The 15,824-nt window shown below is 59.8% G+C and carries 15 protein-coding genes; 7 read left to right on the top strand and 8 right to left on the bottom strand.

The window, feature by feature from the left end; all coding sequences use genetic code 11:
* The first annotated feature begins 21 nt into the window (after positions 1 to 21).
* Both ccmI and QN377_RS21625 read left to right on the top strand, forming a co-directional pair.
* A complete protein-coding gene (gene ccmI, locus QN377_RS21630; protein WP_323567660.1) occupies positions 22 to 1,182 on the top strand; it encodes a c-type cytochrome biogenesis protein CcmI in 1,161 nt (386 codons plus the stop codon).
* A 130-nt stretch (positions 1,183 to 1,312) separates the two neighbouring features.
* Entirely contained in the window at positions 1,313 to 1,708 is a 396-nt protein-coding gene (locus QN377_RS21625; protein WP_095002074.1) for a hypothetical protein, read from the top strand.
* Between the two features lie 46 nt (positions 1,709 to 1,754).
* Here the strand turns inward: QN377_RS21625 and QN377_RS21620 are convergent, their stop codons facing one another.
* Positions 1,755 to 2,477: an SDR family oxidoreductase gene (locus QN377_RS21620; RefSeq protein WP_095002073.1), complete on the bottom strand. Its 723-nt coding sequence runs from the start codon at positions 2,475 to 2,477 to the stop codon at positions 1,755 to 1,757.
* A gap of 414 nt (positions 2,478 to 2,891) precedes the next feature.
* On the opposite strand from QN377_RS21620, the gene QN377_RS21615 reads away from it, so the two are divergent.
* The 3 genes from QN377_RS21615 to QN377_RS21605 all read left to right on the top strand — a co-directional run bounded on the left by QN377_RS21615 (position 2,892) and on the right by QN377_RS21605 (position 5,597).
* On the top strand, positions 2,892 to 4,559 hold the full coding sequence (locus tag QN377_RS21615) for a sodium:solute symporter family protein (protein ID WP_095002072.1): 1,668 nt from the start codon (positions 2,892 to 2,894) through the stop codon (positions 4,557 to 4,559).
* A complete protein-coding gene (locus tag QN377_RS21610; protein WP_016781520.1) occupies positions 4,541 to 4,672 on the top strand; it encodes a putative transporter small subunit in 132 nt (43 codons plus the stop codon). The genes QN377_RS21615 and QN377_RS21610 overlap by 19 nt, the downstream gene beginning before the upstream one ends.
* An 82-nt stretch (positions 4,673 to 4,754) precedes the next feature.
* Positions 4,755 to 5,597: a PhzF family phenazine biosynthesis protein gene (locus QN377_RS21605; RefSeq protein WP_138738214.1), complete on the top strand. Its 843-nt coding sequence runs from the start codon at positions 4,755 to 4,757 to the stop codon at positions 5,595 to 5,597.
* Positions 5,598 to 5,600: 3 nt separating this feature from the next.
* Here QN377_RS21605 and QN377_RS21600 read toward each other — a convergent pair whose 3' ends face one another.
* The 7 genes from QN377_RS21600 to gcl all read right to left on the bottom strand — a co-directional run bounded on the left by QN377_RS21600 (position 5,601) and on the right by gcl (position 14,361).
* Complete coding sequence (locus QN377_RS21600) at positions 5,601 to 7,544, bottom strand: DNA topoisomerase III (RefSeq protein WP_322212663.1); 1,944 nt, start codon at positions 7,542 to 7,544, stop codon at positions 5,601 to 5,603.
* Between the two features lie 229 nt (positions 7,545 to 7,773).
* Positions 7,774 to 8,781, bottom strand: coding sequence for a sulfate ABC transporter substrate-binding protein (locus QN377_RS21595; protein ID WP_095019582.1), 1,008 nt, complete (start codon positions 8,779 to 8,781; stop codon positions 7,774 to 7,776).
* Between the two features lie 93 nt (positions 8,782 to 8,874).
* Complete coding sequence (locus QN377_RS21590; protein WP_095002068.1) at positions 8,875 to 9,696, bottom strand: ion transporter; 822 nt, start codon at positions 9,694 to 9,696, stop codon at positions 8,875 to 8,877.
* Between the two features lie 39 nt (positions 9,697 to 9,735).
* On the bottom strand, positions 9,736 to 10,623 hold the full coding sequence (locus QN377_RS21585) for an urea transporter (protein WP_095019581.1): 888 nt from the start codon (positions 10,621 to 10,623) through the stop codon (positions 9,736 to 9,738).
* A 143-nt stretch (positions 10,624 to 10,766) separates the two neighbouring features.
* Positions 10,767 to 11,657 (bottom strand): 2-hydroxy-3-oxopropionate reductase, encoded by an 891-nt coding sequence (locus QN377_RS21580; RefSeq protein WP_046809691.1) that lies wholly within the window; start codon positions 11,655 to 11,657, stop codon positions 10,767 to 10,769.
* A 90-nt stretch (positions 11,658 to 11,747) separates the two neighbouring features.
* Positions 11,748 to 12,530, bottom strand: coding sequence for a hydroxypyruvate isomerase (gene hyi, locus QN377_RS21575; protein WP_095002066.1), 783 nt, complete (start codon positions 12,528 to 12,530; stop codon positions 11,748 to 11,750).
* A gap of 55 nt (positions 12,531 to 12,585) precedes the next feature.
* Complete coding sequence (gene gcl, locus QN377_RS21570; protein WP_095002065.1) at positions 12,586 to 14,361, bottom strand: glyoxylate carboligase; 1,776 nt, start codon at positions 14,359 to 14,361, stop codon at positions 12,586 to 12,588.
* A 267-nt stretch (positions 14,362 to 14,628) separates the two neighbouring features.
* Here gcl and QN377_RS21565 point away from each other — a divergent pair, with 267 nt between their 5' ends.
* Both QN377_RS21565 and QN377_RS21560 read left to right on the top strand, forming a co-directional pair.
* Complete coding sequence (locus QN377_RS21565; protein WP_095002064.1) at positions 14,629 to 15,069, top strand: GlcG/HbpS family heme-binding protein; 441 nt, start codon at positions 14,629 to 14,631, stop codon at positions 15,067 to 15,069.
* Positions 15,070 to 15,247: 178 nt separating this feature from the next.
* Positions 15,248 to 15,706, top strand: a complete 459-nt coding sequence (locus QN377_RS21560) for an REP-associated tyrosine transposase (protein WP_322212664.1) — start codon at positions 15,248 to 15,250, stop codon at positions 15,704 to 15,706.
* Positions 15,707 to 15,824 lie beyond the last annotated feature (118 nt).

The raw sequence follows: 15,824 nt of genomic DNA, 5'->3' as shown, positions 1-15,824 counted from the left end.
CGCGAAGAAGACCGTACCGCTCTGAACGTTGCCTTGTATCAAGAGCGGGTGGCCGAGTTGCAAGCCCAGCGCGAAGAAGACCGTACCGCTCTGAACGTTGCCTTGTATCAAGAGCGGGTGGCCGAGTTGCAAGCCCAGCGCGAAGAGGGCGTGTTGACCGCTGAACAGTTCGAAACCGGCCGCGCCGAAGCGGCCCGCGAATTGCTCGCGGACACCGAAGGTGTGGCGCCGGGGCGGGTGTCCAGTCTGGGCAAGGCCATTCCGTTGTTGGCCGCAGTGCTGGTGCCGGTGCTGGGCTTGAGCCTGTACCTGCATTTTGGTTCCAGCGACAAGGTCGAATTGACCCGCGAGTTCTCCCAGCCGCCGCAATCCCTTGAAGAAATGGTCGCGCGCCTTGAGCGTGCCGCGGCTGCGCAACCTGACTCGGCCGAAGGCCTGTACTTCCTGGGCCGTGCCTATATGGCACAAAACCGTCCTGCGGATGCGGCCAGGGTGTTCGAACGCGCGGCCAACCTGGCCGGTCGTCAGCCCGAGTTGCTGGGCCAGTGGGCACAGGCGCAGTACTTTGCCGACGATAAAAAGTGGAGCGACAAAATCCAGGCGCTGACCGATGAAGCCTTGAAGGCCGACCCGAAGGAAGTCACCAGCCTGGGCCTGCTGGGCATCGCCGCCTTCGAGGACCAGCGCTTCGAACAGGCCATTGGCTACTGGCAACGGTTGATGACCGAACTGCCCGAAGGCGACGCCTCCCGTGCGGCGCTGGAAGGCGGTATTGCCAAGGCCCGTGAGCAACTGCAGGCCCGCGGCGGCAAGGTTGAAACTGCACCTGTGGCCAAGGCGATGGCCTCGATCAAGGTCAACGTGGATCTGGCCGATGCGGTCAAGGCCAGCGCCTTGCCGGGTGACAGCGTGTTTATCTTTGCCCGTGCGGTCTCCGGCCCGCCGGCACCGTTGGCGGTCAAGCGCGTGACTGTGGCGGATCTGCCGATCACGGTTGAGCTGGGCGATGTCGACGCAATGATGCCGCAATTGAAACTGTCCAACTTTCCTGAAGTCCAATTAATGGCACGCATCTCCCGTGCTGGCCAGCCAACAGCAGGCGAGTGGGTAGGGCGCAGCCAGCCGCTGTCCAGCAGCACTCGGGAGCTGCAACAGCTGACCATCGACAGCCCGGATAAATAAATGCCCCGAATGTGGCAGCGGGCTTGCTCGCGATGCAGACGACGCGGTCCTCCAGTGAATCCGCATTGATTGAATCGCGAGCAAGTCCGCCGCCACAGGGGGTCTTAGCTGACTTACAAGAGAAGCCGCCATGGCCGTATTCGCCCGTATCACCTTGCTCGCGCTAGCTCTAGGCCTGAGCGCCTGTGCGGTTCAACAGCCTTACGAACCGCCTGCGCCAACAACGCCGATGCCGCAGCCGACACCCCAGCCCTCGGGCAAGCCCCTGCCGGACATGCCGATTCCCAAGGCGCCAAAACCGTTGCCGCGCACCTCGGCGACCTTTGCGCCCCCGCCGGGCGGGCCTAGCCACTGGGATGCGCGCCTGGGCGTGTATGTGCTGGATAACCAGACCAATATCTTCTACCGCCAGCGCGCCTACTACCGCTGGGACAACGGCTGGAGCCGCGCGGTGAGCCCCAACGGGCCGTGGGAAGAGACCGATATCAGCGGCGTACCGCCGGGGTTGAGTCGGCAGTTCAAGTAAAGCCAAGCGGCGACCTTCGGGTCGCCGTTTTGGTTTGGGGCTGTGGTTAAAACGCCGCCTTGCCCACCGATGCACCACCATCGACAAACAGCGTCTGGCCGGTAATAAAACCGCTGCTCTCAGACAGTAGAAAGGCAATCGCCGAGGCGATTTCTGCAGGCTGGCCCAGACGTGCCATCGGTACACCGGCCAGATAGCGGGCTTCGCCAGCCGATCCTGGGGGGTTGTTGGCGCGGAACAGCTCCGTCTCGGTCGGGCCGGGGGCCACGGCGTTTACGGTTATGCCTGTTTGTGCCAGTTCCAGGGCCCAGGAGCGGGTAAAGCTGACCAGCGCCGCCTTGGCTGCGGCATAGGCCGTACGTTGGGTGATGCCGAGTACGGTCAGGCTGGAAATATTCACGACTCGCCCCCAGCCTCGGCTGCGCATGCCGGGCAATAACGCCTGGGTGGCCTGCAGCGCCGAATGCAGGTTAACTCGCATGACGTCATCGAATGCATCCAGATCAATTTCGCCCAATGCTTGCGGGCGCACCAGGCCGACGTTGTTGACCAGCCCGTCGAAGGCGAAACGTTCGCTGAGTTCCTTGAGTACCTGTGCGCTGCGTTCGCGGTCGGCCAGATCAAGGGCGACCAGTGTGCCGGGGAAATCCGGGTCGTCTGCATTGCGGGCTATGCCCACCACGGTGTGGCCTGCCTGGGCCAGATGTTCGCACAACGCGCGACCGATGCCTTTGCTGGCGCCGGTGACAAGGTAGGTACGTTGGGTCATGGTGTGCTCCCTATTTAAAGACGGTGAGCATGATACCTTGGCAAGCGCTTGTGGGAGCGGGCAGGTTTGTGAGGCGCTTTTAGTGGCGGCCTGTCTCGGCCTCTTCCGGTAACCCCCTAAATCTGTATACTTCTTTTCCGTTCGTGTCAGGGCTTTGTGCATCTGATACCGGACTTATCTCCCGGCACCTTGCCGGCCATTGCTGCAAGCACCGGCTCAACGTGCTAGCGCACGCTTTGCCTTTTGACCTGGGACGCCTCTTGCGTTCCGTCACTTGCCAGCCATCACTTTGACAACCCACGGACCGCTGTCCGCTATCGCCTGCCTGTCAGGAAACCCGGGTTGTTGCACCTGCCGATTTCGGCCTTTCGTTGCGTCTGTAACGACTGTGTGCGCATAAGAAAGGAGAAAGGAATGTTCCAACTTTCCACCCTCACCGTGTTGCTGCTTCTGTTCTGTTTTTATGGCCTGACCTTTTTGGTGTCGTTGCGCGTGGGGCGCAAGGACGAAAACGTCGACGGCTATATGGTCTCCAATAACTCCATCGGCTTTGGCATGTCGGCCGCCAGCATGACGGCCACCTGGATCTGGGCCGCTTCCTTTTACGCCGCCGCCAGTGCGGGCTACAAGTTTGGTCTCTCGGGGGCGTTGCACTATGGCTTCTGGGGCGCGCTGATGATTCTGTTTATCTACCCCTTTGGCCGGCGTTTCCGGCAACTGGCGCCCAAGGCCCACACCCTGGCGGAGATCATGCACGCACGGCACGGGCGTTCCAGCCAGATGATTCTGGCGGGCTCCAATATCGTCGGCAGTCTGATCAGCCTGATGGTCAATTTCACCGCCGCCGGGGCACTGGTCGCGGTGCTTTCGCCGCTGAGCTTTACCCATGGTGTGCTTATCGCCGGTGTCGGGATTCTGACTTACACCATCTGGTCAGGGTTTCGCTCATCGGTGCTTACTGATTTCGGCCAGCTATTCGCCATGATCTTCGCTGCGGTGGTGATTATTCCGATTATTTTCTTCCAGTTGGGCGGCCCTGAAATCTTCGCCCAGGGCATGCCGAGGATCACCCCCGAGCAAGCCAGCTTCTATTCGAAAACCGCGATTCTGGAGCAGGGCGCACCTTACTTCGTGGCCGTGCTGGCCTACGCCATTGGTAACCAGACCATCGCCCAGCGGCTGTTTGCCGTGCGTGAAGACTTGATGAAGTCGACATTCGTCACCGCCACCATCGGTTATGCCTCGATTGTGATCGGGCTGGGCATGCTGGGGTTTCTGGCCCTGCTGGCAGGTATCGAACCCCAGGATGGCGACCTCAATAACCTGATCCCGCAAATGGCCTCGACCTACTTGCCGCCGTTTGCGGTGGGGCTGTTTTTCATCATGGTGATCGGTTCGCTGTCGTCCACGGCGGATTCCGACCTGTCCGCCTTGTCGGCGCTGGTGATGACTGACGTGTATGGCAAGAACATAGCCAAGGGCAAACCCAATCCAAAAACCATGTTGTTTGTTGGGCGCCTGACCATGGTGCTGGCAACCATGCTGGCGATGATTTTTGCCAGCATGAAACTCGATATCCTGACCATGCTGATTTTTGTCGGCGCGCTATGGGGCGCGATTGTCTTTCCTGTTATTGCCAGCCTGTATTGGCAGCGGATTACCAACGCGGCCTTTACCAGTGCAGCGATTGCCGGGTTTGTGATGTTTTTGGTCGCCCGCTTCGAATTGTTGCAGATGCAAGGTGCGGTGGCGCTGTTCTTCGAACTCTGTGCCTCGATCGGCGGCGGGGTGGTGATTGGCCTGATGGCGTTCGGCTTTTTTGGCAAGCGCGTGGGCTTTGTGATGGGCGGATTGGCGTTCTTGGTACTGGCGCCATTCGCGTTCGGTTTTCTCCGCGATTACCCGGTGTTGCTCAGTTCATTGACCGCTTACGGTGTCAGCACCGTGGTGTGTGTGCTGGTGAGCTTGCTGGCCAATGAAACCTTTGATTTTGACTGTATCAACGAACGTGTTGTGGCCTTCCACCACACCGTCGAACCTGCCACTGAAAAAGGAGCCACCCCATGTCCAGTTTCGCTTTGACCCTGTATGTCCTGATCTGGCCGGCCATTGCCGGGGCCGTAATGTTGACCCTGTGCGTCAGCCTGTGGCGCGATATGCGCAAGGCCAAGCGTGAGGGTACGGATCTGGTCTGAATGTTTGATGGGGTAGCCGCTGCCTCGCCAGCGGCTACGCAAATTGTGTAGGGTGCTTGCTGATCACTATCAGGAGCCGGTCATGCGCCCATTCGAATTCAAGCAAGTTGACGTTTTCAGCAGCGTTGCCCTCAAGGGCAACCCGGTGGCCGTGGTGTTGAATGCCGACAGCCTGAGTGACACGCAAATGGCCGACTTTGCGCGCTGGACCAATCTGAGTGAAACCACTTTTGTGCTCAAGCCGCAAAACCCTGATGCCGATTACCGCCTGCGAATTTTTACCACTCTCAACGAGCTGCCTTTTGCTGGCCACCCTACGCTGGGCAGTTGCCACGCCTGGCTGGAAGCCGGCGGCGTGCCCCGTGGTCAAGAGGTCGTGCAGGAGTGCGCCGCGGGGTTGATCCGTCTTCGTCGCCAGGCCGGGCAACTGGCTTTTACTGCACCGCCCCTGTTGCGTACGGGTGCTGTTGAGGGGGATTTGCTGCAGCGTATCTGCCGTGGCCTGGGCATCGAGGCGCAGGCGGTGGTGCAGGCGCGTTGGGTCGATAATGGCCCGGGCTGGGTGGCGTTGATGTTGCGTGACCGTGAGCAGGTGCTGGCTTTAGAGCCCGATTACTCGCAGTTGCTCGGGCTGTCGATCGGTGTGGTTGCCCCTTGGCAGCCTGAACTCGATGGCGACGAGGCGCAGTTTGAAGTGCGCGCATTCTGTGCCGGCGAGGGCATGCCCGAAGATCCGGTGACCGGTAGCCTGAATGCCGGGCTGGCGCAGTGGCTGATCGGCGCAGGCCTTGCCCCGGCGCATTATGTGGCCAGCCAGGGTACGGCAATGGGGCGGGCAGGGCGGGTGTCGATCGAGCAGATCGGCGAGGATATCTGGGTGGGCGGCCCGGCGGTGACCTGTATTAGCGGGCAATTGACGCTCTGAGCCTCATGCCCCTTTTGCTTTCACCGCCCGCTTGGGTCTGGCCTTGCCCGTAGCGGCCTTGCGTTTCTTCTTCCAGGCTGGCGCCGCACCGGCCGGGCTGGCCGGACCGCTGATCGTCATGGTCATGGTCATGGCGCTGCAACGTTCGATATGTTTGCTCATCCACGCCGCCTGTTTGGCGACGAATACGTCGAGGGTCATTTCGCCGCTTTGCACCATGTCCAGCGCCTGCTCCCAGATGGCCGTGGTGCCGGGGTCGGCAATGGCGCGCGGTACCGCGTCGATCAGGCTAAAGGCGGGGGCGGTCGCCGCCAGGGCCTTGCCGTTTTTGCTCAGGTAACCGCGATCGAGCAAGCCCTGGATGATGCCGGCGCGGGTGGCTTCGGTGCCGATACCGGTGGTGTCCTTGAGTTTTTGCTTGAGCAGCGGGTCCTGCACCAGCTTGGCGACGTTTTTCATCGCCTTGATCAGGTCGCCTTCGGTGAACGGCTTGGGCGGCTGGGTCCACAAGTCCTTGAGGTTGACCGCGGCAATCGCGCAGTCCAGCCCTTCGCGCAATAACGGCAGGGGCTGTGGAGCAGGGGCTTCGCGACCTTTGGCCGGGGCCAGTGCTTCGGGCAGGGCGCGCTTCCAGCCGGGCTCGACGATCTGCTTGCCGACGGCCCGCAGGTTTTGCCCTGCACAATCAAAGTCGGCCTGGGTGCGGTCGTATTCATGGTTGGGCAGAAACTGCGCGAGGTAGCGTGCGCGAATCAGCGTATATACCGCGCGATGTTTGCCGCTCAGGCGTTCAATATTCTTTGCAGCAGCTGTAGGAATGATGCCGTGGTGGGCGCTGACTTTTGCGTCGTTCCAGGCCCGTGAACGGCGCTGCGGGTCCAGATGGCTGGCCAGTGGTGCCAGTGACGGATCGGCCTGCTGCAAGGCGCTGAGAATCGACGCGGCTTCGCCGTGCTGGCTCTGTGGCAAGTAGCCGCAATCGCTGCGCGGATAGGTGACGACCTTGTAGGTTTCGTACAGGGCCTGGGCAATATCGAGGGTTTCCTGGGCGCCGAGGCCGAGCTTTTTTGAACACACTTCCTGCAGCGTGCCCAGATCGAACGGCAATGGCGCGACTTCACGCATGCGCTCGGTGCGCAGCTTGATCACCCGGGCGCTGCTGGCGTTTTGCATTGCACTTGCGGCCTGTTGGGCATGGGCCTGGTTGAGGCAGCGGTCCTGGTCGTCGCAGGTGTCGGGATCGGCCCGCCATTGCGCGGTGAATAACTGCCCGTCGTGCCTGAGCTGTACGTCTATGGCCCAGTAGGCCACGGGGATAAAGTCGCTGATGCTGCGATCACGATCGACCACCAGCCGCAGCGTAGGGGTCTGCACACGGCCCACTGGCAATACGCCTTGATAGCCCGACTGGCGGCCGAGCAGGGTAAACAGGCGGCTCATGTTCATGCCGATCAACCAGTCGGCCCGCGAGCGGCCGAGGGCCGAATGATAGAGGTTGAAGGTTTCGCTGCCGGGCTTGAGCGCAGCCAGGGCCTTGCGGATCGAGGCGTCGTCCAGGGCCGACAGCCACAGGCGCTGGATGGGGCCGCGGTAGCGGCAGTGCTCGACCAGTTCGCGGGCAATCATCTCGCCTTCGCGGTCGGCGTCGGTGGCGATGACCAGTTCTGTGGCTTCACCGAGCAGGCGCTTGACGGCCTTGAACTGGCTGGCGGTCTTGGGTTTGACGCGCATTTTCCATTTTTCCGGAATGATCGGCAGGTCAGCCAGTACCCAGCGCTTGTAGCGCTCATCGTAGGCGTCGGGCGGGGCGGTTTCGAGCAGGTGACCGATGCACCAGGTGACGGTGGCATTGGCGCCCACCCAGCAGCCATCACCGCGGCGGCTGGCACCGAGCACGGCGGCAATATCTTTGGCCTGGGAGGGTTTTTCACACAGAAACAGCCGCATCGCTCAACTCATTCACGCATCGCAGAAGAAGCACAGCATGGGCAGAGACAGGCGCGAGAGCAAGTTTTTTTACTGTTGATATGTACAGGCTTTTGCAGGTGCTGCAAAACCTGGGGGAGCTGGCTTGCCTGCGATGCAGGCGAGGGGGGCAGTCAGGCGTACCGGGGGCATCCCTTCGCGAGCAAGCCCGCTCCCACAATGGAAGGCGGGCTTGCAACAGGACAGGGGATTATTGCGCGTTGTAGATCTGGTCGAACACGCCACCGTCGTTGAAGTACTTTTTCTGCACGTCGCGCCAGTCGCCGAAGGTTTTTTCAACCGACAGGAAGTCGACTTTCGGGAAGCGGTCGTTGTACTTGGCGAGAATTGCCTGGTCACGCGGGCGCAGGTAGTTTTTAGCAGCGATTTCCTGGCCTTCAGGCGACCACAGGTACTTGAGGTAGGCTTCGGCCGTGGCGCGGGTGCCTTTTTTGTCGACCACTTTGTCCACTACCGTCACAGGCGGCTCGGCTTCTGCCGATACGCTCGGGTAGATCACTTCGAACTGGTCGCGACCAAATTCACGGGCGATCATTTCCGCCTCGTTTTCGAACGTCACCAGCACATCGCCGATCTGATTGGTCATAAAGGTGGTGGTGGCTGCACGACCGCCGGTATCAAGCACTGGAGCCTGCTTGAACAACTTGGCCACAAAGTCCTTGGCCTTGGTTTCGTCACCGCCGTTTTTCAGTACATAGCCCCAGGCCGACAGGAAGGTGTAGCGGCCGTTACCCGAGGTTTTCGGGTTGGGTACGATGACCTGTACGCCGTCCTTGAGCAGGTCGGGCCAGTCTTTCAGAGCCTTGGGGTTGCCCTTGCGCACGATGAAAACGGTGGCCGAGGTAAACGGTGCGCTGTTGTCCGGCAGGCGGGTGACCCAGTTTTCCGGGACCAGATGGCCGTTGTCGGCCAGGGCATTGATGTCGGTGGCCATGTTCATGGTGATCACGTCCGCGGGCAAGCCATCTATGACCGAGCGGGCCTGTTTGCTGGAACCACCAAATGACATTTGTACGTTGAGCTTTTCGCCGTTGTGCTCTTGTGCCCAGTGCTTCTGGAAGGCTGCGTTGTAGTCTTTGTAGAAATCACGCATCACATCGTAGGACACGTTTAGCAGTGGCGGTGGGGTCGCTGCACTCGCGACACTGCCAAGGGCCAGGCCAGCGGCCAGAATTGAGGCACTAAAGAGTTTTTTCACTGCGCATTCCTTGTTATAGGGAGCAATAAGGGCAAATTGCCAGTAACTATAGCGACTGTCGCATAGTCCTTAAAAGATTAAAAAGTGCTGTGGTTATGCTTTTTTCGTAAAAAGAGCATTGCCGCACCGTGAACAAAAAGACGCCGATTGTTCGTGAGTGTTCTTTTTGCAGGTCGGGCAGTCGTGCTTGAGTTGCTCGCCACGCATGGCGTTGGCCAATTCGGCAGTGAAGATGCCGGTGGGCACGGCAATGATCGAGTAGCCGGTGATCATCACCATCGCCGAGATCACTTGCCCCAGTACGGTTTTGGGCACTATGTCACCAAAACCCACAGTCGTCAGGGTGACAATGGCCCAATAGATACTTACCGGAATACTGGTAAAGCCGTTTGCAGGTCCTTCGACCACATACATCAGACTGCCGAACACCGTAACCAGGGTGGAGACGCTGACCAGGAACACGATGATTTTTTGCTTGCTGCCGCGCAGCGCCGAGAGCAGATAGTTGGCCTGGCTCAGGTAGGGGCGCAGCTTGAGGATACGAAAAATCCGCAACATGCGAATGATGCGGATGATCAACAGGTACTGCGCGTCGCTGTAATAGATCGCCAGAATCCCCGGCACAATGGCCAGCAAATCCACCAGGCCGTAGAAGCTGAAGGCATAACGCAGAGGTTTGGGCGAGCAATACAGACGCAGGCCGTATTCCACGGCGAATACAAAGGTAAAACCCCACTCGATATAGGCCAGCAGTTTGGCGTAGTCGCGGTGAATGCTGTTGATGCTGTCGAGCACCACGACCACCAGGCTGCACAGGATGATCAGCAGCAGGGCTGTGTCGAAACGCCGCCCCGCCGGGGTATCGGCCTGAAAGACCATCACATACAAGCGCTGGCGCCAGTCATTGTTATCCATGCAGGTTGCTCGATGCCCAAAGGTCAGAAGGTTCGAGTATTAACGCTCAATGCGCAACCTGCATTGTTCTTGTGCAGGGTGCAGGATGCGCACACTGGCGTGCACCAGCCAGCATCCGAGGATAAAGGGTGCGGTCAGAGGGGCGAGGCCCAGGGCAATAAAGCCCGGGGTGATCAGCAAGGTCACGATAATCCCCGCCACGGGCAGCCAGGGACGCCGTGCTTGCTGACTCAGGGCCAATGCGGCGAGTGCCGGGTTGTAGCCGGCCAGGCCGTCCAGTGCAGCCGCGCTGTCCTGTTGATACAAGGCAAACAGCATGCCGGCCAGTGAACCGGTGATGGCCCATAGTGCCGCGCGCCAGTTGCTCAGCCACAGGCCGATCACAATCAGCAACCCGGCCAGCGGGTGTGGCAGCAGCATGACCTGGGCAATGCCCTTGAATAGCCCCTGTGCCAGTGTGAGGCCATTGACGGCCTGGGTGTGGTCCATGGCTTGTGCAGGCGGGTTGGTCAGGTGCAGCAGGATCCAGCCAATACCCACAAACGGCGCGGTGTAGGCCAGCAGGCTTTGCCCGGGGGTGGCGCGCTTGAGCCACTGGTGCACGAGCATCGTACTCAGTCCGGCACTGGCAATGATCAGCAAGGGCAACAGGGCAGACCATTCAAGCTGGTGGCTTATCAGCAAGCCCAGCAAGATACCGTTGTAGCTGTACAGACCCGCCTGGCGTTCGGCCTTGGGATAGTCGCGCCGTTGCGCGGTGAGGAGCCCGGCAATACCGCCGAGCAAGGCGCCACCAAGCAGGGTGGGGGCACTGATCAGAATGGCCAGCAGGCACAGCACGCCGCACAGAGGATGACGCTGGAGGAAGATCTGGCCGAAACCGGCGCACAGGGCCGTCGCCCAGTCGGGGCAGGGGTTTGAACTCATGATTGTTACCTGGTAGTCGCAGCCGAGGCACGAAGGCTGCGAGCTCTTGATTGGCTCCCTGCATGATCAAGAACTCGCAGCCTTCGTGCCTCGGCAGCGACTACAGGTAGTGCGGTCTCCCCAAAAAGGGCAGACCGGTGGGCTTACTTGTCGCGAATCGAGAAGTTGGCCATGTGCTCCAGGCCCTTGATCAGCGCCGAGTGGTCCCAGTTGCTGCCACCGATGGCCGCGCAGGTGCTGAACACTTGCTGGGCATTGGCGGTGTTGGGCAGGTTGATCCCCAGCTCACGGGCACCGGCCAGGGCCAGGTTGAGGTCTTTTTGATGCAGGCTGATACGGAAGCCCGGGTCAAAAGTGCCCTTTATCATGCGCTCGCCGTGCACTTCGAGGATTTTCGAGGAGGCAAAGCCACCCATCAGCGCTTCGCGAACCTTGGCCGGGTCAGCGCCGTTTTTCGCGGCAAATACCAGCGCTTCGGCCACGGCCTGGATATTCAGGGCGACGATGATCTGGTTGGCTACCTTGGCGGTTTGACCGTCGCCATTGCCGCCCACCAGGGTGATGTTCTTGCCCATGCTCTGCAGCAGCGGCAGGGCGCGGGCGAAGGTTTTTTCGTCACCGCCGACCATGATGCTCAGTGAGCCGGCCTTGGCGCCAACTTCACCGCCGGATACCGGCGCGTCGAGGTACTGAGCACCCTTGGCGTTGATTTTTTCGGCGAACGCTTTGGTGGCCGTAGGCGAGATCGAACTCATGTCGATCACCACCTTGTTCGGGCTCAGGCCCGCGGCGATGCCGTCTTCACGAAACAGCACATCCTCAACCTGAGGGGTATCCGGCACCATGACGATGATGAATTCGGCTTCCTGGGCCACTTCTCGCGGGCTGGCCAGGGCGATTGCGCCAGCGGCAACCAGATCGGCCGGTGCGGCACCGTGATGGGTCGACAGAAACAGGCTGTGCCCGGCCTTTTGCAGGTTGCTGGCCATGGGTGAGCCCATGATGCCCGTGCCGATAAATCCGATTTTAGCCATGACAAATCCTCTTGTTTTTCTTAGGGCGATTCAGAGTAGGTGGTCTGATGTGGGAGCGGGCTTGCTCGCGATGGGATCGCTCCCACAGAGTTACACCGCGTTATGGGTCTTGAGCCACGCCAGACCGGCCTCGGTGCTGGTCAGCGGCTTGTACTCACAGCCAACCCAACCCTGATAGCCGATGCGGTCCAGGTGATCGAACAAAAAGCGGTAGTTGATTTCGCCGGTGCCCGGTTCGTGGCGACCAGGGTTATCGGCCAACTGGATATGGTTGATCTGCGGCAGATGAGTCTGCATGGTGCGGGCCAGGTCACCCTCCATGATTTGCATGTGGTAGATGTCGTATTGCAGGAACAGATTGCTGCTGCCGACCTTTTCCTGGATCGCCAGCGCCTGCTGGGTGTTGTTCAGGTAAAAGCCGGGGATGTCGAGGGTGTTGATCGACTCCATCACCAGCTTGATGCCGACTGCCTGCAGCTTGTCGGCGGCGTATTTGAGGTTGGCGACGAAGGTTTTTTCGACCGTGGCGTCGTCCACGCCCTGGGGGCGGATGCCGGCCAGGCAGTTGATCTGGTCGTTGCCCAGCACTTGCGCGTAAGCGATGGCCAGGTCGACCCCGGCGCGGAACTCTTCAACCCGGTCCGGCAGGCAGGCAATCCCGCGCTCGCCCTTGGCCCAGTCACCGGCCGGCAGGTTGAACAGCACCTGGGTCAGTTTATTGGCATCGAGCTGGGCCTTGATGTCGGCCGAGTTGTAATCGTAAGGGAACAGGTATTCAACGCCATGAAAACCAGCGTTGGCGGCCGCTTGAAAACGGACAAGAAAATCCTGCTCGGTGAACAGCATGGACAGGTTGGCGGCAAAACGCGGCATGGTGAACTCCTGCTTTTTGTCCCCTCTCCTCGGGAGAGGGGGTGAGGGCTATAAATTAATCCAGCATCGAAATGGCGGTCGGTGCATCGTTACCCACCAGCGCCAGGTCTTCAAATTCATTTACGCCGTTGATTTCGGTGCCCATCGAGATATTGGTCACACGCTCCAGGATGATTTCCACCATCACCGGCACGCGGAATTCCTTGATCAGCTCCTGGGCCTTGCGCAGGGCAGGCTGGATTTCACTCGGTTCGAACACGCGCAAGGCCTTGCAACCCAGGCCTTGAACGACGGCCACGTGGTCAACGCCATAGCCGTTAAGCTCCGGTGCGTTGAGGTTGTCGAAAGCCAACTGCACGCAGTAGTCCATTTCAAACCCGCGCTGGGCCTGACGGATAAGCCCCAAGTAGGAGTTGTTAACCACCACGTGGATATAGGGCAGGTTGAACTGAGCGCCCACGGCCAGTTCTTCGATCATGAACTGGAAGTCGTAGTCGCCGGACAGTGCCACCACATTGCGATCAGGGTCGGCCTTGACCACCCCCAGCGCCGCCGGAATGGTCCAGCCCAGAGGGCCGGCCTGGCCGCAGTTGATCCAGTGGCGAGGTTTGTACACATGCAGGAATTGTGCGCCGGCAATCTGTGACAAACCGATGGTGCTGACATAGCAGGTGTCTTTGCCGAACACCTGGTTCATTTCTTCGTACACGCGTTGTGGCTTGACCGGCACGTTGTCGAAGTGGGTCTTGCGCTGCATCGTGGCCTTGCGCTGCTGGCAGTCCTGCAGCCAGGCGCTGCGGTTTTTCAGCTTGCCGGCAGCTTTCCATTCGCGGGCTACTTCAAGGAATACCTTGAGCGCGGCACCGGCGTCGGAAACGATGCCCAGATCCGGGTTGAATACCCGGCCGATCTGGGTCGGTTCGATATCCACGTGAATGAACTTGCGGCCTTCGGTGTACACATCCACCGAACCGGTATGGCGGTTGGCCCAGCGGTTGCCGATGCCCAATACCACATCGGACTTGAGCAGGGTGGCGTTGCCATAACGGTGCGAGGTTTGCAGGCCGACCATGCCCACCATCAGCGGGTGGTCATCGGCGATGGTGCCCCAGCCCATCAGGGTCGGAATCACCGGGATACCGGTCAGTTCGGCGAATTCCACCAGCAGGTCGCTGGCGTCGGCATTGATCACGCCGCCACCGCTGACCAGCAGCGGGCGTTCCGCCTGATCGAGCATGGTCAGGGCTTTTTCGGCCTGCAGCCGGTTTGCCGTTGGTTTGGCCAGTGGCAGCGGTTCATAGGCGTCAATGTCGAATTCGATTTCGGCCATCTGCACATCGAACGGCAGATCGATCAGCACCGGGCCAGGGCGCCCGGAGCGCATTTCGTAAAAGGCTTTCTGGAAGGCGTAAGGCACCTGGCCCGGCTCCATCACCGTGGTCGACCACTTGGTGACGGGCTTGACGATGGCGGTGATATCCACCGCCTGGAAGTCTTCTTTGTGCATCCGTGCCCGTGGGGCCTGGCCGGTGATGCACAGAATCGGGATCGAGTCGGCCGAGGCACTGTACAGGCCCGTCACCATATCGGTACCGGCAGGCCCCGAGGTGCCGATGCACACGCCGATATTGCCGGCCTTGGTGCGGGTATAGCCCTCGGCCATGTGCGAGGCGCCTTCGACGTGGCGAGCAAGGACGTGATCGATGCCACCGACCTTTTTCAGGGCCGAGTACAGCGGGTTGATGGCGGCGCCCGGGATACCGAATGCGGTATCGACACCTTCGCGACGCATCACCAGAACGGCGGCTTCGATTGCTCTCATTTTGCTCATTGTTTTGTGCCTCTTACGTTTTGTAATTGTATACAAGTGGCTGTTGAGCGAGTGTATTCATCCTCCGCTGTGCAGGTCAATGGCTTTTATCGATTCGATGGTTGATCACAAGCAAGCCTTGTATTCAGGCTTGTGCGCTGGGTTTTGTTTTTTTGATTGCTGAAAAATTGTATACAAAATAGATTTGTATTGTGTTCTATTGGTGTTATTGAGTGCGCCTCGCGAGGTTCGCCGAAGGCTTTCCATAACAAGATAAGGATGGCAACCATGAGTGCTTTAACCTTGAAAGTCGCTTTAGAACTGACCGCTCAGGCCTTGAGCGTCGGGCGTCAGATCAGTGCTGCGCCGCTGACGGTAGTGGTGCTCGACAGTGGCGGGCATTTGCTGGCGTTGCAGCGCGAAGACGGCGCCAGCCTGCTGCGCCCCAGCATTGCGATTGGCAAAGCCTGGGGCGCGATTGCCTTAGGCAAGGGCTCGCGTCTGCTGGCACTGGACGCGCAACAGCGCCCGGCGTTCTTCGCGGCGCTTAATGGCATGGGGCAAAGTGACGTGGTGCCTGCGCCGGGTGGGGTATTGATTCGTGATGAGGCGGGGCAGGTAATCGGTGCTGTTGGTATCAGCGGCGATACGTCGGATATCGACGAGCAATGCGCGATCAGCGCGGTAGAAGCGCTGGGCCTGCGGGCGGATGCGGGGGTGGCGGTCTGATTTGGGCTGAGTGATTGACCGCCTTTGCGAGCAGGCTCGCTCCCACAGATTGTGCGCAGGGTGGGAGCGAGCCTGCTCGCGAAGGCATTGTTGAGACACATTCAGCTAAAAAACGCCTCGTCCTCATTGTTCTTTCAGGGCTAGCCTTTTCATTACTCATCCATTAAGAGGCAAAGGAATGCCGTCTTTAGCTGCTTCACACCGCCTGCGTATCGGCCGCTGTTCCGAGCCAAATCGAATTTACCTGTTGAGCACCAACACGCTCTGCAGAGAGCCCATCTTTAAAGACTTTACCTTGGGACGGTTAGTCGTCGCACAATTTCGCGCTGCCCAAGACCAGGGTTTTGCAGACTCGTTGGCCTGGGTCGTCATGCCAGATCACTTTCATTGGTTGATCGAATTACACCGTGGGACGCTCGGTGGCTTGATGCAACGAACCAAGTCTTTGAGTACCCAGGCTGTCAGGCGATCAACTGATCGCAAAATCAGCCTTTGGCAAAATGGCTTCCATGACCGGGCATTAAGGCGAGAAGAGGAGCTGGTGAAAGTTGCTCGTTATGTTGTCGCCAATCCGTTGCGGGCACGACTGGTCGAGAAGCTCGGTGACTATCCCCTGTGGGATGCAATCTGGGTTTGAAAGGGCTTCGCGAGCAGGCTCGCTCCCACAGATTGTGCGCAGGGTGGGAGCTGTCTCTTATACACATCGCGTTTTGGGGGGTGTGGGTGTAAAAAAAATAGTGGGGGGGGGGGGGGGG

The sequence above is a fragment of the Pseudomonas sp. CCC4.1 genome (assembly GCF_035019225.1).
Lineage (GTDB): Bacteria > Pseudomonadota > Gammaproteobacteria > Pseudomonadales > Pseudomonadaceae > Aquipseudomonas > Aquipseudomonas bubulae.
The sequence above is the reverse complement of the archived record's forward strand: the minus strand, read 5'-3'. Positions and strand labels throughout refer to the sequence as shown.